Source organism: Pinisolibacter sp. DMC100, from assembly GCF_056313705.1.
Genome location: NZ_JBQUZT010000002.1, coordinates 679,135 through 701,967, shown reverse-complemented (window position 1 = coordinate 701,967; position 22,833 = coordinate 679,135). Strand labels below are relative to the sequence as shown.

Genomic DNA, 22,833 nt, shown 5'->3' with positions numbered 1-22,833 from the left:
GGCACTCCCGGGAGGAGACGAAGAAACATGACCGAACCCGCCGTCCGCATCGAGCCCCGTCCGCCGAGCCCCCGCGCGCCGCGTCTGCGGCGCGCCTCGCGCCCCTGCGCGCCGATCGCGGCATCTGCCCGTTCCCGTTTCCGTTCCCACGACTGATCGACGCCCCGGGCCGACGCCGTCGCCCCGCCGTCCACGATCCCCTCGCGAAAGAGGTCTTCGATGCACGCCGCACCGTCCAACGACAAGAACCGCCAGACGACCGCCATCGTCGCCGCCCTGGTCCTCGGCATCGCCGTGGGCTGGGCCTGCAACCGCACCGCCTCGACCCCGGCGCAGGCCAAGGAGATCGCCAGCTGGTTCGCGATGCTCTCCGACATCTTCCTGCGCATGATCAAGATGATCATCGCCCCGCTGATCTTCTCGACGCTCGTCGCCGGCCTCGCCGGCATGGGCGACGGCCGTTCGGTCGGCCGCATCGGTGGCCGCGCGCTCGGCTGGTTCCTGATGGCCTCCTTCGCCTCGCTCGGCATCGGCCTGCTCTTCGCCAACCTGCTGCAGCCCGGCGCGAACGTCGGCATCCCGCTGCCGGCGACCGGCGCGGAAGTCGGCCTCAAGACCTCGGCGCTGAACCTCAAGGACTTCCTCGCCCACGTCTTTCCGCGCAACATCTTCGAGGCGCTGGCCAACAACGAGATCCTGCAGATCCTGGTGTTCTCGCTGTTCTTCGGCGTGGCGCTCGCCCAGCTGCGCGACACCGCTGCGGGCACGCTCGTCAAGGTGATCGAGGAAGCCGTCCCGGTGATGCTGAAGCTCACGGGCTACGTGATGCTCTTCGCCCCCCTCGGCGTCTTCGCCGCGGTCGCCAACGTCGTCACCATCCAGGGTCTCGGCATCCTGTGGGTCTACGGCAAGTTCGTCTCGTTCTTCTACGTGGCGCTCTTCGCGCTCTGGATCTTCCTGATCGGTGCCGGCTGGATGGTGCTGCGCGAGCGCATCTTCCGTCTGGTCGAGGTGGTGCGTCAGCCGATGATCCTCGGCTTCTCGACCGCGTCGTCGGAGGCCGCCTATCCGCGCGTGATGGATCGCCTCGCCGCCTTCGGCGTCTCCCAGCGCATCATCGGCTTCGTCCTGCCGCTCGGCTATTCGTTCAATCTCGACGGCTCGATGATCTACACCACCTTCGCCTCGCTCTTCGTGGCGCAGGCCTATGGCATCGACATGCCGCTCTCCGAGCAGCTGACCATGATGCTGGTGCTGATGGTGTCGTCGAAGGGCATCGCCGGCGTGCCGCGTTCGGCGCTGGTCGTCGTCGCCGCCGTACTGCCGACCTTCCACCTGCCGGAAGCCGGCGTGCTGCTGATCATGGGCATCGACGTCTTCCTCGACATGGGCCGCACCGCGACCAACGTCCTCGGCAACTCGATCGCCACCGCCGTCGTCGCCCATTGGGAGGGTGAGATCGGCGAGGAGACCGACGCCGATGCCGACGACGACGATGCCGGCGTGCCCGAGCTCGCGGGTGCCTACGGCGCCGCCGAGTGACGGCCTCGGGGCGCGGCCCCGTTGAGGGCCGCCCCCGCTTGCCCCTATCATGGGGCGACGATCTCGCGAGACGGCGGCTCCGCCGTCTCGCCAAGTTGGCGAAGGCAATGCAGCTCCGTCTCCTCGGTTCGGTCGGACCGCGCCTCGCGGCGGTGGCGGCGCTCGCCGCGATCCTCGGCTGGTCCGGCTTCCTCGTGAGCCAGGAGGCCGGCATCGTCGCCCTCGAGGACAAGGGCCGCCAGCGCCTCGAACTCTACGAGGCGAGCCTCGAACGCGAGATCGAGAAATACGCCTATTTCCCCGCGACCCTCGGCCTGGTGCGCGACGTGGTCGATCTCGTCGTCCAGGGCAGCGCCGAACGCGCGCAGGCGATGAACCTCTATCTCGAGCAGCTGAACCAGCGCGCCGGTTCGCTGTCGATCTTCGTCCTCGACGGCCGCGGCCACGTCGTCGCCTCGTCGAACTGGAACCGCTCCGACAGTTACGTCGGCGAGGACCTGACCTACCGCACCTACACGACCGAGGCGCTCGCCGGCCGTCCCGCCCGCCTCTTCGGCATCGGCACGACGCGCGGCGAGCCGGGCTACTACTTCTCCTCGCCGTTGACGGCGGAGGGCCGGGTCGTCGGCGTCGCCGTGGTCAAGGTCGGGCTCGAGGCGCTCGAGACCTCGTGGGCGACGGTCGAGGCCCCGGTCTTCGTCGCCGACGAGAACGGTGTCGTCATCCTCGCCTCGGTCGCGTCGTGGAAGTTCGCGGCGCTGAAGCCGCTCTCCGCCGAGGTCAGGGAAGGGCTGACGCGCTCGCTGCAGTACAACGCCCAGGACCTGCCGCCGCTCGGCCTCGAGACGGTGCGCAGTCTCGACGACGGCGCCCGTCTGGTCGATCTGCCGGGGCCGAAGCCCGGTCCCGGCGAGGTCGTGCCGGTCTCCGGCCGCTTCCTCGCCCAGAGCGCGCCGCTCGACGGCGGCCGCTGGTCGATGACGGTGCTGTCGCCGCTCGGCGAGGTCCGCACCATCGCGGCGACGCGCGGCGCGCTCGCCGGTGCCGGCGGGGCGCTGCTCGGCCTGCTGGCGATCGCCTGGAGCCAGCACCGCGCCCGCCTCGCCGAGCGCCAGCGCGCCCGCGAGACGCTGCAACGCGCCCACGACGAGCTCGAGCGCAAGGTCGAGGAGCGCACGAGAAATCTCCGCGCCGCGCAGGACGAACTGGTCCATGCCGCGAAACTCGCGGTGATCGGCCAGATGTCGGCCGGCATCGCCCACGAGCTGAACCAACCGCTGGCGGCGCTGCACACGCTCTCCGACAACACCATCGCCTATCTCGAACGCGGCGAACTCGGCGAGGTGCGCGAGAACCTCGTCTTCGTCGTCGAGATGGTGAAGCGCATGGCGACGCTGACGACGCAGCTGAAGTCCTTCGCCCGCAAGTCGGCCGGCGAGGTGCGCCCGGTGTCGATCGCCCGCGCCGTCGACAACGCGCTGCTCATCCTGCGCCGCCGGCTCGACGCCGACCGGGTGGTGCCGCGGCTCGACATCGCCGCCGATGCGCGCGTCGCCTGCGACCAGATCCGGCTCGAGCAGGTGCTGGTCAACCTCGTCGCCAACGCGCTCGACGCCATGGCCGGCGTGGCCGAGAAGCGGCTCGAGATCGTCGGTGCGCGCGCGGGCGACCGCGTCGTCGTCACGCTTCGCGACGGCGGACCGGGGCTCTCGGGCGAGGCGAAGTCCCATCTCTTCGAGCCGTTCTTCACCACCAAGGCCAGCGGTGACGGCCTCGGATTGGGGCTGGCCATCTCGTCCGGGATCGTGCACGACTTCGGCGGCACGCTGACGGGGTCGGATCATCCGGAGGGCGGCGCGGTGTTCCGCCTCGACCTGCCCGCCGCGACGGAGGAGGGGGCATGAGCGAGGAGCCGAGGGTTCTGGTCGTCGAGGACGACCCGATCGTCCTGCGCGGCTGCCGTCAGGCCCTGCAACTGGCCGGTCTCGCCGTCGAGGCGGTCGGCAGTGCCGAAGAGGCGTGGCGGTCGATCGAGACCGAGCGCCCCGGCGTCGTCGTCACCGACATCCGCCTGCCCGGCATGGACGGCATGGAGCTGCTGACGCGGGCGAATGCCCTCGACCCCGACCTGCCGGTGATTCTGATGACCGGCCACGGCGACGTCTCGCTCGCCGTCCAGGCGATGAAGATCGGCGCCCACGACTTCATCGAGAAGCCGTTTTCCTCCGAACATCTGGTGACGGTCGCCCGCGACGCGCTGGAGCGCCGCCGCCTGGTGCTCGACCTGCGCGCCCTCGATGCCCGCCGCGACGCCACCGAGCGGCCGGAGGACCGGCTGATCGGCCGGTCGCCGCGGATGACGCGGATCCGCGAACTCGTCGTCTCGCTCGGCGCCACCTCGGCCGACGTGCTGATCCTCGGCGAGACCGGCACCGGCAAGGAACTGGTCGCCCGCTGCCTTCACGACGCCAGCCCGCGCCGCGACGGCAACTTCGTCGCCATCAACTGCGGCGGCCTGCCCGAGAGCCTGATCGACGGCGAACTCTTCGGCCATGCCGCCGGCGCCTTCACCGGCGCCGCCAAGGCGCGCGCCGGCAAGTTCGAACACGCCGACGGCGGCACGCTGTTCCTCGACGAGATCGAGTCGATGCCGCTCGCCGCCCAGATCAAGCTGCTGCGCGTGTTGCAGGAGCGCTCGCTCGAGCGCCTCGGCTCCAACAAGACGATCCCGATCGACTGCCGCGTCGTCGCCGCCACCAAGGTCGACCTGCGCGATCTCGCTGATCGCGGTCTCTTCCGCGCCGACCTCTACTACCGCCTCGCCGTGGCGACCCTCGACCTGCCGCCGCTGCGCCGCCGCCGCGAGGACATCGGCCTGTTGTTCGAGTTCTTCGCGACCCAGGCGGCGACCCGCTACGGCCGGCCGAAGCCGCATCTCGACGGCGACCGGCTGCGCGCGCTCCTCGCCCACGACTGGCCCGGCAACGTCCGCGAGCTGCGCAACGCCGCCGACCGTTGGGTGCTGGGGCTTTCGGGCGAGGGCCCGTGGGAGGTCGCGAGCGACGAGGCGGCGTCGGGTTTCTCGGAGGCGGTCGAGGCCTTCGAGCGGATGCTGATCACCGACGCATTGGAGCGCAACGGCGGCAGCCTCGCCCGCACCTGCGAGGACCTGCGCATCCCCAAGACGACGCTCTTCGACAAGATCCGCCGCCTGGGTATCAGCCGGGCGTGAGGGCGCGTTCGGGCGACGTCTCGATTCGTCGTCCCTGTCGCAGAGGCCCTTCATGCTGAGGTGCCCGACGCAGTCGGGCCTCGAAGCGCGAAGGGCCGAGAGGCACCGCCCATCGACGACTTCGCCCTTCGAGGCCCGGCTTTGCCGGGCACCTCAGGGTGAAGTCGAACAGGGAGTGCCCCATCGGAAACGCTTTTGTTGCGCCTCACCGCCCGACCGAGAACCGCACCGCGATCGTGCCGCGGAACCGTCCGCCGGGCGGCGGCGGCACGCGGGTCGCCGCCATCATCGACGGCACCACGGCGTCGAGCGCCGGTGCCCCCGACGAGCGCGTCACCGCGTGGGAGACCACCGTGCCGCTCGGCCCGATGGTGAAGGCGACCGAGACCGTGCCGGAGAGCCCCGCCTCGCGCGCCGCCGGCGGATAGTATTTGTGCCGCTCGATCTCGGCCGCCACCAGCGCCGCATAGGCCGCCAGCACCGAGCCCGACGGTGCGCCCGCCGCATCCGTCTGCCCGCGCCCGCTCGCCGCCTTGCCCTCGGCGTTGCCGGCCGAGCCGGTCGCGACCTCGCTCGGCGGCGCCTCGGTGCGTTCGACCCGCGGCGGGCGCGTCGCCGCGACGGTCGGCTCGCGCGGCTTCTTCGGCTTGTGCGCCCGCGGTTCGACCGGCCGTCGGGGTTCCGGCTTCGGCGGTCTGACCTCGGCCGGCTTCTTCGGTGCGGGCTCCGTCGCCTCGATCGGGTCCGGTTCGGGCGGCGGGGTTTGCGGCTCCGGTATCGGGGGCGGCGGTTCGGCCGTCTCGGGCTCCTTCGGCGCGGCCTCGGCCGGCGGCGTCGGCGTCGCGGCCACCGGTCCCGGCGCGGCGGCGGCCTCCTCGACGATCGCTTCCGCGGTGATCACGTGGCCGCCCACCCCCGCCGGCACGCCGGGGCGCGGCGGCAGGGCGGAGAGCGTCGCCATCGCCGCCAGATGCCCCGCCGTCGCCACCGCGACGAAGGCGATACGACGCCGTCGATGCTCGCGGTCCGGGCGCGGGGCGGGCAGGGGGCTCACGGCACCGGGCTCGCGGCGGTCGCCGCGGCGGCCGTGGCAGCGGCGGGCGTGCCGGGCGGCTCGTGGGCGACGCGCGTCACCAGCCCGACCTTGTCGAGCCCGCGCGTGGCGAGCCCGTCGAGCAGGCCGACGACCAGTCGGTACGGCGCCCCGCCGTCGACCCTGAGCCGGATCGGTCGGTCGCGCTCGTTGCCCAGATGCGTCTCGACGGCCTCGACGGCGGTCTCGGGCGTCGCCTCCTCGCCGTCGACGGTGATGCGTCCGTCGGCGCCGATAACCACGACGACGGCGCGGGTCGTGCCCAGCGGCGCGCCGGCGCGGGCCCTCGGCAGGTCGACGCGGAAGCCGGCGGCGAGCATCGGCGCCGTCACCATGAAGACGATCAAGAGTACCAGCATGACGTCGACCAGCGGCGTCACGTTGATGTCGGCCCGCGCCCGCTCGGCGACGCTCGGCCGCGTGAGCCGCGCGCGTCTCATGGGGCATGCTCCCGAACGTCCGTCGCGCCGGCCGCGACTTCGCCGATCCAGCCGTCGAGACCGGCGGCGAGGCGAGCGAAGGCGGCGCCGAGCCGGTTGAAGCCGACCGAGGCGGGGATGGCGGCGGCGAGGCCCCAGGCGGTCGCGGCCAGGGCTTCGGCGATGCCGGGGGCGACGGCGGCGATCGAGGTGTCCTGCGCCTGACCGAGGCTGCCGAAGGCCGCCATGATGCCCCAGACCGTGCCGAAGAGGCCGACGAAGGGGGCCGTCGACGAGATCACCGCCAGATCGGCGAGGCCGCGTTCGGCCTCGAGCAGCAGATCCTTGGCCGCCCGCGTCATCGCGTCTTCGAGCGCGAAGCGGCGCTGCTCCTCGTCGTGACCCGCCGGCAGACGGTCCGCCGCCGCGCGTCCGGCGGTGGCGACCTCGGCGAGGGCGGGGGCGAGCGCCCCGCCATGCCGTGCCGCGCGCACCGCGCGGGCCAGCCGGCGATGGGCGAAGACCGCCTCGCCGATCAGGGCCCAGCTCCACACCGAGGCGGCGAGGAGAACGATCATCACGCCCCTGCCGACCGGACCGGCCGTCAGGAAGAGCGCCCAGGGTGTCATGTCCATGCGATGTGTCCGTCAGGTGCGTCGCGTCGCGGTCGTCGCGACGAATGGAACGGCGGTGGAGGAAGCCACCTCCACCGCCGTCCGCTCCAGGAACCGGGAAGCGCACCGGTCCGGGGGGGTCAGAACGTCGCCTTGAGCGAGGCGAAGAACGAGCGGCCGCGGGCGGGGAAGCCGTCCGAGGGCATGTAGTACTGGTCGAAGATGTTGCGGGCGCCGGCGGCCAGCGTCAGGTTGGAATGGATGCGGTACTCGGCCGAGACGTTGGCGAGCCCGTATCCGCCGCTGCGCAGATAGGTCGTGGTGGTGCCCACCGTCCGCGACGTCCAGCGCGCCGAGGCGAACTCGACGTTGGGCGTCAGCGTCACGTCGGTGATCGGGTTCCAGCTCGCATAGACGAGCCCCTTCAGCTCCGGCACGTCGGTCGCCTGGAAGCCCGGGATGTAGGGCGCCGTCACCTTGCGCTCGATCAGCGAGACGTTGCCGCCGACGATCAGGTCGCTCCTGAGCGCGTGGTCGACCGCCAGATCGAGACCGGCATACCAGCCGTCGCCGACGTTCTGGTACTGCGTCACCGACGAGCCCGAATAGACGATCGGCGCCGACTGGATCATGTCCTGCACCGAGGCGTAGTAGGCCTCGATCGACACCTGGCTCTTCGGCGCATAGGCCTTGGTCCAGCCCAGCTTGTAGTTGATCGCCCGTTCCGGCTCGAGCCCCGGATTGGAGACCGCGCCGCCGAAGCGCGACGAGAAGCGCTCGAACAGCGTCGGAAAGCGGGTGCGATCCGAGACGTTGGCGTAGATCTTGGCGTCTTCGGCATAGCGCCAGATCGCCGCCATCTGCCAGTTGAAGGCGGTCTTGTCGCGCAGCGGATAGTGGACATAGGCGCCCGAGGTGAAGTCCTCGGACTGCCACAGCTTGCGCCAGTCGTAGGAGATGCCCTGCACGAGGTCGACCGACGGCGTCAGCCGATAGGTGTTCTCGAGCGCCAGCGACCAGGTGTCCTCGACCGTCGTCTGCTTCGGTTCGGTGAAGCACACGACGTTGACCGTGCAGCCCGCCGACGTGCCCGAGGCATTGGTGTAGTTGGCGTTCCACTCGGTGTGACTGTCGCGGCGATAGTGGAGCGCGCCCTTCAGGGTGTCGCGACCGAAGAGCTCGGTTCCTGCCTCGACCGAGCCGCCCGCCGACCAGTCGCGATAGTAGGAGGTGAAGACGTAGCCGGCATTGGTGTGCCGGGTCTGCGCCGCGTCGCCCCAGCTGTCGAGCGTGTTGTCGAAGGTCGTGTAGAACACCCGCGTCTTGACGTAGGACTTGTCGCCGATCGCCGTCGTCGAATTGAAGGCGAGGTTCTGGACGTTCCACTCCGGCCAGGACCAGTAGCGGTTGGTGCTGACGAGCGTGTTGTAGGGCGCGTTCTTCTCGCCCTCCTGCTTGGTGTAGGCGATGGAATATTCGTCCGTGGCGTTGGGCGTGAAGCCGACCTTGGCGTTGACGTTCCAGTCGCGCGTGTCGGAATGGTCGCGCCGGCCGCCGTTCTCGTACGCCGTCGGATTGTAGCTCTGCGGCAGTTCCCAGCCCGCCATGCGGTTGAACGTGCCGGAGATCTGCGCCCAGTAGGCTTCCTGCTTGGTGCCGGCGCGCAGGTAGGTCTTGACCCCGTCATAGGTGCCGTCGTTGCCGAATTCGGTGCCGACCCGCATCTCGCCCTCGTAGGCTCTGGTCGGCTTGCGGGTGACGAGGTTGATCGCGCCGCCCATGGCGCCGGGGCCGTCGAGCACCGAGGCATAGCCCTTGGCGATCTGGATCTCGGCGATGTCGCCGGTCAGGAAGCGGCCGAAGTCGAGCCGGTTGTCGGCCGGCAGATAGACGCGCACGCCGTCGATCGACAGCGGAACCTGGAAGCGGTCGAAGCCGTGGACGAAGATCAGCTGCTCGTTGCGGGTGCCGCCGGAGTTGTTGGAGACGACGCCGGGCGCCAGATCGACGGCGCGGTCGAGTGTCTCCTTGGCATGGAGCTGGGTCTGTTCGTCGGTGACGACGGTGCCGCCGAAGCGGTCGAAGATCGACCAGCGCTCCTTGTCCGCGGTGACGTGGATCTGGCCGAGGTCGTAGACGTCGCTCTCGCCGGCCACGGCGATGCCGGCCGGCAGAAAGGCGGCGATGCCGGCCAGAAGTACGGAACGCGTCGATCTGATCTTCATTGCTCCCCCCGGGATCGACCGTGCGGGTCGAACACCCCGCACGGCCCCATTCGAGTTGCCGCCAAGCCTGCGACCGCGCCCCCGCGCTCCGGTTCGGGCGTCCGTGCCCTCCGAAGCTCGACGCATCGCCGTGACGGAACCCCCGTTCCCTCGGCGATGCGACGATCGCTATGCAATCAGATTACATAAACAAGCCGACAACGCCAGTCCATCGCCATGGATGCGTGACGTTTTGCTGCACGGGTTCGAAATCTGTCGCGAAGTGCAACGATGACCATGTTCGTGCTCTAGATCGACGAATTCATCGTCGATATGCGACGAATGATGTCGAAATTTTCATGAGTAAATTGCGATATGTAGCCGACGTCTGGAATATTTACGTGAAATAGTGCTCCGTATGGTCGTTCAATACGAACGATATGGATATCGAAGACATTCAATGGCGTTCGACCGGCCGATCATTCGTGGCCGAATCGTCGCGAACGACCGCGCTCGAACCTCGGGATTACGATGGACGGCCCGGTCTCCGTCACCCGAAGCGGCGTCGACGGATGCTCGAGCGCGGTCGTATCGGGTGTGATCCGGCTTGCGTCATGTAATGCGGATCAATAATTGAGTCGACGTACCCGATCGCGGTCGGCGCCTCTGCGCCCCTCCCGCGGGATCGACGAGAGGTCGAAGCAATGGACGTGAAGGACATCAGGCGCGGCGAGACGGTCGCCGAATGGAACGGGGCGAACGACGCGGCACTCGTCTTCGTCGGCCGCATCCGGACACCGTGGACCGACACGTCCGAATGCCCGCGCCACGGCCGTCTCGACGGGCCGCTCTGCCGCATCGAGGTGTTCGAGACCTGGGTGCCGGCGCTGCAGGACATCGCCGAAGGGCAGATGCTGGAGATCTTCTACTGGCTCCACCGCTCGCGCCGGGACATCCTGACCCAGAGCCCGCGCGACGACGGCGTCACCCGCGGCACCTTCTCGATCCGCTCGCCGCTGAGGCCCAATCCGATCGGCACCTCGATCGTCCGCCTCGAGCGGCGCGAGGGGCCGGTGCTCTTCATCCGCGGCATCGACTGTCTCGACGGCACGCCGCTCGTCGACATCAAGCCCGACCGGACCGACTTCATCCCGCTCGCCCCGCCCAAGCCCGGCGACTTCCAGGTGGGGGAGGCATGAACGCCCCCCGCGCCCTCCGCCGCCTCGTGCTCGCCGCGGCGCTCTCGCTGGCGACGGGGCTCGTCGCCGAGGCGCGCGACGTCGTCGATTCCGCCGGGCGGCGGGTGAGCGTGCCCGACACCATCACCCGCGTCTTCGCCGCCGGCCCGCCGGCCGCGATCGCCGTCTACGTCGTCGCGCCGAAGACGCTGGTCGGCTGGCCGCGGGCGCTGCGCGACGAGGACAGGCCGTTCATCCGCCCCGAGGCGCGCGATCTGCCGGAGACCGGCCGCCTGACCGGCCGCGGCGACACCGTCAACACCGAGCGGCTGATGGCCGAGCGCCCCGACGTGATCGTCGACTTCGGCTCGACCGATCCGACCTATCGCTCGATCGCCGACCGCATCCAGGCCCAGACCGGCGTTCCCTATCTGCTGATCGACGGCCGCTTCGCCGCCACCGCGGCCTCGCTGCGCCTGCTCGGCACCATCCTCGGCGCGCCCGACCGCGGCGAGATGCTCGCCGCCGAGGCCGAGCGCATCCTCGCCGACGTCGACCGCGTGCTGGCGCAGGTGCCGCCCGCGGAGCGCCCACGGCTCTATCTCGCCCGCGGCAACGACGGCTTCGAGACCGGTTCGCGCGGCTCGATCAACACCGAGATTCTCGAGCGGGTCGGCGGCATCAACGTCGCCGTCGGCGTGCGCGAGGCCGGCGGCCTCGTCCATGTCTCGCCCGAGCAGGTGCTGGTCTGGGCGCCCGACACGATCGTCACCATCGATCCGCCGGTGCGCGACGCGGTGCTGACCCGGCCGGAATGGCAGGCCGTTCCCGCCGTCGCCCGCCGCCGCGTCTTCCTCGCGCCCAACCGGCCCTTCGGCTCGGTCGACTTTCCCCCTTCCGTCAACCGACTGGTCGGCCTGCCGATCCTGACGCACGTGCTCTACCCCGGCCGGCCGGCGACGCCGCTGCGCGCCGAGGTCGCCCGCTTCCATCGCCTCTTCTACGGCGTGGAACCGGACGCGGCGATGCTCGACGGGCTCCTCTCCGGCCTGGAGAAATGACGTGGGCGAGCCGGAACGCATCTCGGCGATCGTCGCCGCCCTGACCGGCCTCCTGGTGGCGCTGGTCGTCGCCGCCGCCTGCATCGGCCCCTATCCGCTGACGCCGGCGACCGTCGTCGCCACCATCGTCGACCGCTTCGCCGGAAGCCCCGGCGATCCGACCGCCAATGCCGTGCTCTTCGACGTCCGCCTGCCGCGCATCGCCGCCGCGGTGCTGGTCGGCGCGGCGCTGTCGGCGGCGGGTGCGGCCTATCAGAGCCTCTTCCGCAATCCGCTGGTGTCGCCCGACATTCTCGGCGTCTCCTCGGGGGCGGGGCTGGGCGCGGTGATCGGCCTGCTCTTCGGCCTGCCGGTGGCCCTCGTCGAACTCCTCGGCTTCGTCGGCGGCGCCGTGGCGGTCGTTCTGGTGGCGATTCTCGCCCGCGCGCTGCGCCACCACGGCGACATTCTGGTGCTGGTGCTCGCCGGCATCGTCGTCGGCGCGCTCGCCTCGGCGGCGATCTCGCTCGCCAAGATCCTCGCCGATCCCTACGGCCAGCTGCCGCTGATCACCTATTGGCTGCTCGGCAGCCTCGCCGGCGTCCGCCGCGAGGACATCTTCGTGGTGGCGCCGACGGTGATCGTCGGCCTCGTGCCGCTGTTCCTGCTGCGCTGGCGTATCGGCGTCATGGCGCTCGGCGACGACGACGCCCGTTCGCTCGGCATCGACGTCCGCCGCGTCCGCTTCGTGGTGATCGCCGCGGCGACGCTGATCACGGCGAGCGTCGTGGCGATCTCCGGCGTCGTCGGCTGGGTCGGGCTGATGGTGCCGCACATGGCGCGGCTCTTCGTCGGCACGCGGTTCGACCGGCTGCTGCCGGTGTCGATCCTGCTCGGCGCCGCCTTCATGGTGGTCGTCGACACGGTCGCCCGCACCGTCGCCCGCATCGAGGTGCCGATCGGCATCCTGACGGCGCTGATCGGCGGCGGCCTCTTCGTCTGGCTGATGACCCGGCGTTCCGGGATCGCCGCGTGGAGGCGGTCATGACGGCGAGACCCACGCCCGCGCCGGTCCTCGTGCTCGACGACGTGGCGATCGGCCACGACCCGGCGACGGTGCTCGCCCGCGACGTCTCCTTCACGTTGGAGCCCGGCGGCATCGTCTGCCTGATGGGGCCGAACGGCATCGGCAAGACGACGCTGCTGCGCACCGTCCTCGGCCTGATCCCGCCGCTCGCCGGCCGCGTCCTGGTCGACGGTCTCGACGTCGCCTCGGCGCCCGCCGCCGCGATCGCCCGCGCCGTCGCCCATGTGCCGCAGGCCTTCCTCGGCGATCCCGGACACACCGTCTTCGACGTCGTGCTGATGGGGCGCACCGGCCGGCTCGGCCTCTTCGCCGTGCCCGGTCGCGAGGACCGCCGCGCCGCGTCCGAAGCGCTCGAGGCGCTCGGCCTCGCCGATCTCGCCGCCCGCCGCGTCGATCGCATCTCCGGCGGCCAGCGCCAGCTGATGCTGATCGCCCGTGCGCTCGCGCAGGACACGCCGGTCGTCGTCATGGACGAGCCGACCGCCAGCCTCGATCTCGGCAATCGCTGGGCGCTGGTCGACCGCATCCGCGTCGCCGCCGCCGACGGCCGCGCGCTGATCGTCTCCACCCACGAGCCCGAACAGGCCTTCGAATTCGCCGACCGCGTCGCCGTCCTCGGTCACGACCGCCGTCTGGCGGTCGGCCCGGTCGACGAGATCCTCACCACCGAGCGCCTCGCCGCGCTCTACCGCACCGACGTTCGGCTCGAGACGACGGCCTGCGGTCGCCGCGTCGTCGTGCGCGCCGATGCCGAGATCCGCCGCCTCGACCGCGAAAGGGGAAGACGATGACCTCCATCCCGCTCGCCGTGATCGTCCACGACAAGGGCGATCCGATCGAAGCCGCCTTCGCCGGCGCCCGCGACCGCCTCCTCGCCCGCGGCGACCTGCGCGTCGCCGGCGTCGTGCCGCGCCTCGGTGCGCCGCACGGCAACGGCCGGCCCTCGATGTGGCTCGACGACATCCTGACCGGCGAGGAGATCCCGATCTCGCAGAACCTCGGCCCCGGCTCGGACGCCTGCTGCCTCGACCCGAACGGCATCGCAGCGCTGACGCTGCGCCTCGCCGCGGCGATCGAGACCCTGCCCGACGTGCTCCTCTGCGGCCGTTTCGCCAAGGAGGAACTGGCCGGCCGCGGCATCCGCGTGCCGCTCGCCGAGGCGATCGACGCCGGCATCGCCACCGTCGTCGCGGTCGACCGCAACCACCTCGAAGGCTGGATCGCCTTCGTCGGCGACGACTGGACGCCGCTCACCCCCGATCCGGAGGCGATCGTCGACTGGGTCGCCACCCTTCGTCCTTCTCACGCCAACCCCTGAGGCGAACCCCATGCGCACGCTGCTCCTCGCAACCCTCGCCCTCGCGGGCGTCGCCGCCGTCTCCGTTCCCGCCCTCGCCGAGGAGCCGCTGCCGGCGCCGACCGCGCAGCGCCAGCCGAAATGCCCGGAGGAGGCCCAGCCGATCCCGCCGGAATTCGCCTCCTGGACGGCGCGGACGGTGAAGATCGCCGCCGCCACCGACGCGGCCGGTCTCGCCGCCGCGATCGTGCCGGTCGAGAAGGCCGTCGACGTGGAACTGAAGCCCGTCGCGACCGTCACCTTCGAGCCGCGTCCGGCGACGCCGGGCGGCTCGGTCAGCCGCGGCGGCCTCTTCCGCCTGACCATCCCCCATGCCGGCGTGTGGCGGGTGGCGATCGGCATGCGCGGCTGGATCGAGGTGGTGGTCGACGGCAAGCCGGCGGCCTCCGTCGGCCACGGCGGCGGCCCGGCCTGTTCCGGCATCGGCAAGATCGTCGACTACGACCTGCCGGCCGGCTTGCACGTCCTGATGCTCTCGGCGAGCGACGCGGCGACCGGCGGCGTCATCGTCGTCGAGAAGCGCTAGAGGGGGAGGCGGTCATGCGAAGCGGCATCGCGGCCTTCGCGGCGGCGGCATTCCTCGCGGCGGGCGCGGCCCACGCCGACGAGGCGACGCGGATCGAGCTCGGCCGGCGGCTCTTCTACGAGGCGGATCTGTCGGTCAACGGCATCATGTCGTGTGCCACCTGCCATGTGCAACGGCACGGCTTCGCCGACGGCAACCGCACCCATCCAGGCGCGCTCGGCCATCTCGGCCGGCGCAACGTGCCGGGCCTCGCCAATGTCGGCCGCTTCCGCAACCTGACCTGGGCGAAGGACCTCCCCGGTGGCCTCGAGCGCCAGGCGCTCGACCCGCTGACCGGCACCGCGCCGATCGAGATGGGCATCGGCGGCATCGAGGACGAGGTGATGGGGCGCCTCGCCCGCGATCCCTGCTACGCCCGCCTCTTCGCCGCGTCCTTCGCCGACTATTCGGCCAAGCCGACGATGGCGCAGGTGACGTCGGCCATCGCCGCCTTCGAGCGGACGATGGTCGCCGAGGAGTCCGACTGGGACCGCGCGACGAAGGCCGGCACGCGGCTCGCCGATGCGGCTGCCGAGCGCGGCCGGGTGCTCTTCGCCGAGCGCGGCTGTGCGACCTGTCACGCTCCGCCCTACTTCACCGACGACGCCTTCCACGTCGTGCGTGGGCATGTCGAGGGCGAATACGACGAGGGCCTCTTCGAGACGACGGGCAGGCCCGCCGATCGCTTCGCCTTCCGCACCACGCCGCTGCGCAACGTCGCGATGACCGGGCCGTATTGGCACGACGGCCGGGCGACGACGCTCTCCCAGGCGATCCGTCTCCACGACGCGCCGGGCCTCGTGCCGGCGCTCTCCGAGACCGACCGTGCCGAGATCGCCGCCTTCCTCGGCAGCCTGACCGATCGCACGCTCTCGGACGACCCGAAGCTCGCGATGCCGCCGGCCGCCTGTCCGCTGCCGTGAGACGGGGAGGGCGGTGCGATTCCTCGTCCGATTCTCCTTCGTCCCACGCGTCGTTTCGACACAGCGTAGGGTTCCTTAGACTTGACATGCGTCACGGCCGCTGGCTCCCGCGCGCCTAGAAGCGGAGGATGACGACCCGTCGAATGTCGCCCGCACGAAGGCGGCAGGCCGGTCGTCGGGGATCCGAGTGGGTGCCATGCCGTCGGCCACGACGAAGACCACGATGGGGATGATCGAGGGCGATCACGCCAACCTGCTCGATCTCCTCGCCAAGATCGAGACTGCCCACGCGCGTGGGCAGCGCCGCACCGTCGCGCGCCTGCTGCGCAGCCTGCTCGCCGCCTTCGATCGCCACTTCGAATCCGAGACCCACGTCCTGCGCAACGCGGGCTGCAGCGATCTCGATCGCCGGCATTCCGAGTTCATCACCTCGCGGTCGTGGCTGGTGTCGCATCCGCTCGACCTGCGCGACGCCGAGCAGATGGGGCGGATCGTCGCCTTCGTCCGGGCCTGGGTCTACGACCACGTCGGCCGCCAGGACGCCGAGTTCGGCGAACGCTTCGGCCGCGACGGCGCGCGCCCCTTCAGCCCGCGCTTCCGCCTCGACTTCCTGCCGCTGCGCTGGCGCCTGATGCTGATCGGCGTGATCCCGCTGATCGTCGTGCTCGGCCTCACCTCGATCTTCGTGATGCGCTCGGTCGAGGAGTTCAGCGCCGCCGACCGCCTCGCCACCGTGGTCGAGATCGACGCCCGCATCGGCGATCTGGTCTACGAGTTGCAGGAAGAGGGCAATCAGGCGGTGATGATCGTCGGCTCGCCGCGCCGCGAGCGCGCCGTGCTGAACGAGCAACTGGCCAAGACCGACGTGGCGATCGCCCGTTTCGTCGACGCCTCGACGCGGATCCGCGCCGAAGTCGCCGATCGCGCCATCCTCGATGCGCTCGACAATGCCGCCGCCTCGCTCGCCCTGCTGCCGCGCTCGCGCTCCGACGCCCAGACCGGCAGCTACGACGTCTATTCCACGATCGAATACTACGAGACCATCGTCGCGGACCTGATGGAGATCGTCCCGGCGGCCACCCGTCGCCTCGACCCGTCCGAGGTCGCCCGCAAGGTCAGTTCCTGGGTCTTCATGACCAAGGCGCGCGAACGCGCCGGCGCCGAACGGATGCTCGGCACGTCGCTGCTCGCCGGCGTCAAGATCAACGTCCTGTCGCACGATCCGAAGTTCATCGCCCAGCTGGCGACCGAGCAGGAGACGCTGACCCGCACCTTCGTCATGCTGTCGGAGGGCCGCATCAACGACCTCTTCGGCGCCGCCGCGACCGTCTCGCCGATGCTCGAGCACATGCGCCGCAGCTTCGACGGAGCGTCGTCGGATCGCCCCTCGGCCGGCGACTGGTCCGACACCACCGGCCTGCGGCTGCAGCGCATGTGGGCGATCGAGAAGAAGCTGGTCGGCGAGGTCGAACAGCAGACCGCCGAAATCGCCCGCTCCGCCCGCCGCCACGCGCTGGCGATGGGCGGTGGCATTCTCTGCGTCGTCGCGCTGTCGCTGGGCCTGATCGTCGTGCTCGGCTGGAGTGTCATCCCGCCGATGCATCGGCTCGGGACGGCGTTGCGCCGTCTCGCCGACGGCGAACGCCTCGTGCCGCTCGCCGATGCGCCCGGCCGGGACGAGATCGCCGTGCTCGCCCGCGACGTCGCCGCGCTGCGCGATCGCCTGATCCTGGGCGACCTGCTCGAGGCGCGGCGCGGCACCGAGACCGCCGACCGCCTGCGCACCACCCTCGACAGCCTGCCCGGCATCGTCTTCCGCGTCGCCCAGGTCGAGGGCGGCCCGGCCCGCGTCGTCGCGGTCTCGCGCAAGCTGCACGAACTCGTCGGCCTCAAGGACGGCGACGTCCTCGACCGCAGCGTCGGCAAGGTGCTGCGCGCCTGCATCGCGCCGGAAGACCGGCTGGTGCTGCTGCATCTGCTGCGCCGCATGGGCGGCGGCTCGCTCGACTTCGAATGCCGCATCCGCCGTGCCGAGGGGCGCCCGCCCGCCTGGGTGCGCATCCTCGCCTCGGCGGTCGAGACCGGCAACGGCCGGCTGTGGGACGGCGTCGCCCTCGACGTCACCGCCGCCAAACAGGCCGAGATGGAGCGCCGCCGCCTGCAGGACGAGCTCGACCGGCTGCACCTCTCCCAGGCGACCAACCGTCTCGCCACCGGCCTCGGCAGCGAACTCTCCCATCTCTGGGAGCCGCTGCGCCGCAACACCGAGAAGATCCTGCGCGAGACGCCGAGCGGCACCGAGACCTGGCGCGCCGCTCGCGAAGCCCACGAGGTCGCCCTGCGCATCCAGCGGCTGGCCGAACAGCTCGAACTGGCGCTCGATCCCGACCGCCCGATCGAGCCGGTCGACGTCGTCGCCCGCCTCGCCGCCGCCTTCGCCGAGCACGGGCCGACGTCGCCCGCGGGCATCCTGGTCGAAACCCGCTTCGACGGGCTCGAGGCGCGGGTGGCGAGCGATCCGGAGGCGGTCGAGCAGATGATCGCCAACCTGATCGGCTACCTCGCCGAGACCGTCGGCACCGAGCCCGGCGTGGTCGGCCTCTCGACCGAGGTCTGCGAGACCAAGGGGCGCCGCCATCTGCGCATCGCCATCCGCGACGACCGCACCACCCAGGCGCCACGCACCCTGTCGAAGGTCCTTCGCTTCCAGACCAGCCGGGTCGGCGACGAGCGCGGCGAGGAACTCTCGCTCGCCATCGTCCGACTGGTGGTCGACGGCGCGCGCGGCTGGATCCAGTCGCGCGTCGATTCCTCGAGCGGCAGCACGCTCGAGATCTACCTCCCCGTGGTCGCAGAACGCGCGGCCAACGTCATCCCGCTCGAGAGACCCACACGATGGTTGAAACGCGATCGCTGAAGACCGCGGCTCCGGCCGGCGGCTCCGAAACCCTGCTCGAGATCGTGCATCGCCTGTTTCCGCAGGAATGCGCGGCGACGACGCGTTTCCGAGCGCGCTCCTACGTCTTCCACCAGGGGACGCCGGTGGCGACCGTCCATCTGGCGCTGAGCGGCACGCTGGTGCTCGAGCGCATCGACGAATGCGGCCGGGTGGCGATGTTCGGCACCCATCAGGTCGGCGGCCTGCTCGACTGGCAGGACCTGCTCGGCGGCCGCGTCCATCGCTCGAGCTGTCAGTCGGTCGGCCCCTCGGAGCTGATCACCATCCCCGCTGAGCGCTTCCAGACGGCGCTGCACGAGAACGAGGAACTGCTGCTCGAGCTGATGCGGCTCGCCGCCGAACAGGCGACCACCTACGAGGATCACATCTTCCATCTCTCGACCCTCGACGTGCCGCAGCGGCTCTATCACACGCTGCTGACGCTGGCCGAGACCTCGGACGCCGACGACGACATGATCGAGGTGAAGACGCCGCTGATGAAGCGCGACATCGCCGCGCTGATCGGCACCACGCCCGAGACCCTGTCGCGCGGCCTGCGCCGGCTGTCCAAGCTGAAGGTCGTCGAGTTCACCAAGAACAAGACCTTCCGCATCTTCCCGGGTCGCAGCGAGGATCTGTTCGAGTGAGGGAAGGCGAGGGGCGGCGAGATCCCGCCACCCGCTCGCGTCATCGTGTTTCCGCCATGCGGTCGCGCGTCTGGCCATCGTCTCGCCGCGCGCGTATGGCAGGCGGGCTCGGATGATGCCCCGGAGACGATTCCCCATGCTGCCCCCGTCCAGGACCCTCGCCGATCCGGCGCGTCGCGCCTTCGTCGTCGGTCTCGCGGCCCTGCCGCTCGCCGCCTGCGCCCGCGGCCCTCTCCACGTCGAGGAGATCGACGACGTCGGTTACGTGCCGGTCGACCCGCAGAAGGCGATGCGCCTGATCAACGAATACCGCGCGGCGAACGGCGTCGCTCCGCTGGCGCTCGACGGCGAACTGACGCGTCTGGCGCGCGAATATGCCGGCCACCTCGCCGAGGCCGGCCGCATGACGCACGAGCTGGAGCCGTGGGGCGGGCTCGAAAAACGCTTGAAGAGCGGCGGTTATGCCTATGAGACGGCGGGTGAAAATCTCGGTCAGGGCTATCGCACCATCGAGCAGACCATCGCCGGCTGGAAGAAGTCGCCGCCGCACGATCGCGGCCTCAAGGACGCCGACATGACGCGCATGGGCATCGCCTCTGCCGAGAACCCGAAGAAGCGCGGCGACGTCTACTGGTGCCTGATGTTCGCCCGTCCCCGCCGCGATCCCATGACCGCCACGCCGACGCCCTCCGGCCACCGCTGGGGGCCCGAGCCGACGGCGACGCTCTTCAGGATGCCGGTCTCGGTGCCCTTCGTCTCGGGCCGCTGAGGCGCTCGAACGGTTGCAGATGAAAAAGGCCCCGGAGCGATCCGGGGCCTTTCGTGTTTCTCGGGCGCGCGCCGCCGATCAGGCGTCGCGACGCGGCGGACGACCGCTGCGGCCGCGCGGACGATCGGCGGTGGCGTCGAAGCGACGACCGCCCTCGGCCTTGCGATTGTCGGGGCGGGCACCGTCGCGCGGCTTGTCGCCGTGGGCGGGCTTGGCCGGGCCGCGGCGGGCGTCGTTGCGACCGGCCGGCGGCGCGGCGTTCTCGACCCGACGGGCGAGATCGGCCGGACCGTCGACGCGCGGGCGATTGCCGGTGCGCTGTTCGGTGCGGGCGCCGTCGCGCGGCGCGGTCTCGGCACGCGGGCCGCGACCGCCCTGCGGACGGGCCGCCTTGGCCGGACCGTTGCGATCGCGTTCGCCGCCACCCGCATGGGGGGCGCCGCCGCGACGACCGTCACGCGGACGGCCGGCGTGGTGATGCTCGCGACGCGGCTGCAGGATCTCGTCGTCCTCGCGGCGGTTCTCGGCCGCGAGCTGGATGCCGCGCTCCTTGATGCCGGTCGGCAGGTGCAGCTTCGGCACCGGCGCGCGGATCAGACGCTCGATCGAGGTCAGATAGGCGCGCTCGTCGGGGGCGCAGAAGGAGACGGCCGAGCCCTCGGCGCCGGCACGCGCGGTGCGGCCGATGCGGTGGACGTAGCTCTCCGGGATGTTCGGCAGGTCGAAGTTGACGACGTGGGAGACGCCGTCGATGTCGATGCCGCGCGCCGCGATGTCGGTGGCGACCAGCACGCCGATCTCGCCGTCACGGAAGGCGGCCAGCGCCCGCTCGCGCTGCGGCTGGCTCTTGTTGCCGTGGATGGCGGCAGCGACGATGCCGGCGCGGTCGAGGTGCTTCACCACGCGGTCGGCACCGTGCTTGGTGCGGGTGAAGACGATGACGCGGTCGAAGTTCGGCTGCACCAGCAGATGCTCGAGCAGCGCCTGCTTCGACTTGACGTCGCAGAAGTAGACCGACTGCTCGACGCGCTCGGCGGTCGTGGCGACCGGCGCGACCGAGACCTTGACCGGCTCCTTGAGCCAGCCTTCGGCGAGGTTCGCGATCTGCTTCGGCATGGTGGCCGAGAACAGCAGCGTCTGACGCTTGGCCGGCACCAGCTTGGCGATGCGCTTCAGCGCGTGGACGAAGCCGAGGTCGAGCATCTGGTCGGCCTCGTCGAGGACGAGGTACTCGACGCGGTCGAGCCGGCACGAGCCGCGATCGACGAGGTCGAGCAGGCGGCCGGGGGTGGCGACGAGCACGTCGACGCCGCGGAAGATGGCGCGTTCCTGCTTGCCGATCGAGACGCCGCCGAAGACGACCTCGACGGTGAGCGGCGCGGTGCCGGCATAGGTGCGGAAGCTCTCGGCGATCTGCGAGGCGAGCTCACGCGTCGGGGCGAGGATCAACGAACGGGCCGAATGCGGGCCGGGGCGGCGATGATCGGCCATCAGCCGATGGATCAGCGGCAGCGCGAAGGCGGCGGTCTTGCCGGTGCCCGTCTGGGCGATGCCGAGCAGGTCGCGGCCTTCCATGAGATGGGGGATCGCCTGCGCCTGGATCGGCGTGGGCGTCGTGTATTCGGCCTTGGCCAGCGCCTGGAGGATGGGGGCGGCGAGGCCGAAATCGGTGAACTGGGTCAAGTCTTGAACCTTCGAATGCGACAGGCCCCGGAGCCGGCCGATGTCGGCGGGCTCGCGTGACGGGATCGAATGACGATCCCCGCGTGAGATGGGGGCTGTCGAGGGATAAGCGATCGAGCGGCTCGAGAGAGAACGCCTGCCGCGCATGTTTCGGGCCTTCGGGGCCGCGCGCGGGCGTTCTTCACGCTTCTGTCGAACCTCCGCGATGCATCCCTGTGGACGGCCGCGGCGTCGCTGGACCCGTCAATGCACGAAGTTCGTGTCGGGATCAAGGCAATTCGCCGCAGGCGCGCGCGCCGCCGTCCGACCGGCCGCCGAGGGGAGGGCGCGGCGCGATCCGCATCGCACACTCTCGACATCCCCCCCGCCGGCTCGATAGATGAGACGACCAAACGCGAAACGCTGCCCAGGAACGCCCATGCCCCCTCGTTTCACGCCGCTGATGGCCTCGCTTCCTTCCACGGTGCCCTTCGTCGGCGCCGAGACGATCGAACGCCGCCGCGGTCGGCCGTTCCGCGCCCGCATCGGCGCCAACGAGAGCGTCTTCGGCCCCTCGCCCAAGGCACTCGCGGCGATGGCGGCGGCCGGACCGACGAGCTGGCTCTACGGCGACCCCGAACTCTTCGAGATGAAGGCGGCGCTCGCCGCCCATCACGGCGTACGGCCCGACAACATCGTCGTCGGCGAGGGCATCGACGGCCTGCTGGGCCTCACGGTGCGCCTCTTCGTCGAGAAGGACACGCCGGTCGTGACCTCGTTCGGCGGCTACCCGACCTTCGACTATCATGTCGCCGGCCACGGCGGCCGCTTCGTTCGGGTGCCTTACGTCGACGATCGCGAGAACCTCGAGGGGCTGGTCGACGCAACGATCCGCGAGGCCGCGCCGCTTCTCTATTTCGCCAATCCCGACAACCCGATGGCCTCGTGGTGGTCGGCCGGCGCGGTCGAGGCGGCGATCGCCCGTCTGCCCGAGGACAGCCTGATGATCCTCGACGAGGCCTATGGCGAGTTCGCCCCCGCGGGCGTGCTGCCGAAGGTCGACCCCGACGATCCGCGCGTGCTGCGCTTCCGCACCTTCTCCAAGGCCCACGGGATGGCCGGCATGCGCATCGCCTACGGCATCGGCGCGCCGGAGGTGACGCGCGCCTTCGACAAGATCCGCAACCACTTCGGCGTCTCGATCGTCGCCCAGGCCGGCGCGCTCGCGGCCCTCGCCGATCACGAATGGCTGACTTCCGTGATCGACCGGGTCAACCGCTCCAAGGCGCGGATCGCCGAAATTGCCGCCGACAACGGCCTCGTCGCGCTGCCCTCGGCGACCAATTTCGTGACGGTCGACTGCGGCCGCGACGGCGACTTCGCCAAGGCGGTGCTCGACGGGCTGATCGAACGCGATCTCTTCGTACGCAAACCCTGGACGCCGCCGATGGACCGCTGCATCCGCATCTCCGCCGGCAACGACGCCGACCTCGACCTGCTGGCGGCAGCCCTGCCGGGCGCGCTGGCGGATGCGGCGAAGACGGTTCGCGGCTGAGGGCGGCT

The 22,833-nt window shown here is 70.9% G+C and carries 19 protein-coding genes; 14 read left to right on the top strand and 5 right to left on the bottom strand.

Annotated features, from left to right (window positions below; translation table 11 throughout):
* Positions 1–219: 219 nt before the first annotated feature.
* From ACT541_RS12125 to ACT541_RS12115, 3 genes are all read left to right on the top strand, one after another.
* On the top strand, positions 220–1,542 hold the full coding sequence (locus ACT541_RS12125; RefSeq protein WP_476137189.1) for a dicarboxylate/amino acid:cation symporter: 1,323 nt from the start codon (positions 220–222) through the stop codon (positions 1,540–1,542).
* Positions 1,543–1,649: 107 nt separating this feature from the next.
* Complete coding sequence (locus ACT541_RS12120; RefSeq protein WP_476137187.1) at positions 1,650–3,446, top strand: sensor histidine kinase; 1,797 nt, start codon at positions 1,650–1,652, stop codon at positions 3,444–3,446.
* Entirely contained in the window at positions 3,443–4,774 is a 1,332-nt protein-coding gene (locus ACT541_RS12115; protein WP_476137185.1) for a sigma-54-dependent transcriptional regulator, read from the top strand. The genes ACT541_RS12120 and ACT541_RS12115 overlap by 4 nt, the downstream gene beginning before the upstream one ends.
* Positions 4,775–4,979: 205 nt before the next feature.
* Here the strand turns inward: ACT541_RS12115 and ACT541_RS12110 are convergent, their stop codons facing one another.
* The 4 genes from ACT541_RS12110 to ACT541_RS12095 form a co-directional block, all read right to left on the bottom strand.
* Entirely contained in the window at positions 4,980–5,828 is an 849-nt protein-coding gene (locus ACT541_RS12110; protein ID WP_476137183.1) for an energy transducer TonB, read from the bottom strand.
* Positions 5,825–6,307: an ExbD/TolR family protein gene (locus tag ACT541_RS12105; RefSeq protein WP_476137181.1), complete on the bottom strand. Its 483-nt coding sequence runs from the start codon at positions 6,305–6,307 to the stop codon at positions 5,825–5,827. Before ACT541_RS12105 ends, ACT541_RS12110 begins: the two co-directional genes overlap by 4 nt.
* Positions 6,304–6,921 carry a MotA/TolQ/ExbB proton channel family protein gene (locus ACT541_RS12100; protein WP_476137179.1) on the bottom strand — a complete coding sequence of 206 codons (618 nt, stop codon included), beginning with the start codon at positions 6,919–6,921 and terminating at the stop codon, positions 6,304–6,306. The genes ACT541_RS12105 and ACT541_RS12100 overlap by 4 nt, the downstream gene beginning before the upstream one ends.
* A 119-nt stretch (positions 6,922–7,040) precedes the next feature.
* Complete coding sequence (locus ACT541_RS12095; RefSeq protein ID WP_476137177.1) at positions 7,041–9,125, bottom strand: TonB-dependent receptor plug domain-containing protein; 2,085 nt, start codon at positions 9,123–9,125, stop codon at positions 7,041–7,043.
* 689 nt (positions 9,126–9,814) lie between these two features.
* On the opposite strand from ACT541_RS12095, the gene tsaA reads away from it, so the two are divergent.
* From tsaA to ACT541_RS12045, 10 genes are all read left to right on the top strand, one after another.
* Positions 9,815–10,303 (top strand): tRNA (N6-threonylcarbamoyladenosine(37)-N6)-methyltransferase TrmO, encoded by a 489-nt coding sequence (gene tsaA, locus ACT541_RS12090; RefSeq protein ID WP_476137175.1) that lies wholly within the window; start codon positions 9,815–9,817, stop codon positions 10,301–10,303.
* Entirely contained in the window at positions 10,300–11,343 is a 1,044-nt protein-coding gene (locus ACT541_RS12085; protein WP_476137173.1) for an iron ABC transporter substrate-binding protein, read from the top strand. Before tsaA ends, ACT541_RS12085 begins: the two co-directional genes overlap by 4 nt.
* Before the next feature lies 1 nt (position 11,344).
* Positions 11,345–12,370, top strand: a complete 1,026-nt coding sequence (locus tag ACT541_RS12080) for a FecCD family ABC transporter permease (RefSeq protein WP_476137172.1) — start codon at positions 11,345–11,347, stop codon at positions 12,368–12,370.
* Positions 12,367–13,200, top strand: coding sequence for an ABC transporter ATP-binding protein (locus ACT541_RS12075; protein ID WP_476137170.1), 834 nt, complete (start codon positions 12,367–12,369; stop codon positions 13,198–13,200). The genes ACT541_RS12080 and ACT541_RS12075 overlap by 4 nt, the downstream gene beginning before the upstream one ends.
* Positions 13,197–13,727 carry a DUF2478 domain-containing protein gene (locus tag ACT541_RS12070; protein WP_476137168.1) on the top strand — a complete coding sequence of 177 codons (531 nt, stop codon included), beginning with the start codon at positions 13,197–13,199 and terminating at the stop codon, positions 13,725–13,727. Before ACT541_RS12075 ends, ACT541_RS12070 begins: the two co-directional genes overlap by 4 nt.
* Before the next feature lie 10 nt (positions 13,728–13,737).
* Entirely contained in the window at positions 13,738–14,292 is a 555-nt protein-coding gene (locus tag ACT541_RS12065; protein ID WP_476137166.1) for a hypothetical protein, read from the top strand.
* A gap of 14 nt (positions 14,293–14,306) precedes the next feature.
* Complete coding sequence (locus ACT541_RS12060; protein WP_476137164.1) at positions 14,307–15,254, top strand: cytochrome-c peroxidase; 948 nt, start codon at positions 14,307–14,309, stop codon at positions 15,252–15,254.
* 196 nt (positions 15,255–15,450) lie between these two features.
* Positions 15,451–18,171 carry a nitrate- and nitrite sensing domain-containing protein gene (locus ACT541_RS12055; RefSeq protein WP_476137162.1) on the top strand — a complete coding sequence of 907 codons (2,721 nt, stop codon included), beginning with the start codon at positions 15,451–15,453 and terminating at the stop codon, positions 18,169–18,171.
* Positions 18,150–18,839 (top strand): Crp/Fnr family transcriptional regulator, encoded by a 690-nt coding sequence (locus ACT541_RS12050; protein WP_476137160.1) that lies wholly within the window; start codon positions 18,150–18,152, stop codon positions 18,837–18,839. Before ACT541_RS12055 ends, ACT541_RS12050 begins: the two co-directional genes overlap by 22 nt.
* Before the next feature lie 136 nt (positions 18,840–18,975).
* The gene (locus ACT541_RS12045; RefSeq protein WP_476137158.1) at positions 18,976–19,608 is read left to right on the top strand and encodes a CAP domain-containing protein; all 633 of its coding nucleotides are present in this window, start codon (positions 18,976–18,978) and stop codon (positions 19,606–19,608) included.
* Positions 19,609–19,686: 78 nt separating this feature from the next.
* On the opposite strand, the gene ACT541_RS12040 is transcribed toward ACT541_RS12045, so the two are convergent.
* A complete protein-coding gene (locus ACT541_RS12040; RefSeq protein WP_476137156.1) occupies positions 19,687–21,291 on the bottom strand; it encodes a DEAD/DEAH box helicase in 1,605 nt (534 codons plus the stop codon).
* Positions 21,292–21,709: 418 nt separating this feature from the next.
* Between ACT541_RS12040 and ACT541_RS12035 the strand changes: the two genes are divergently transcribed.
* Positions 21,710–22,825, top strand: coding sequence for a pyridoxal phosphate-dependent aminotransferase (locus tag ACT541_RS12035; protein WP_476137154.1), 1,116 nt, complete (start codon positions 21,710–21,712; stop codon positions 22,823–22,825).
* Positions 22,826–22,833 lie beyond the last annotated feature (8 nt).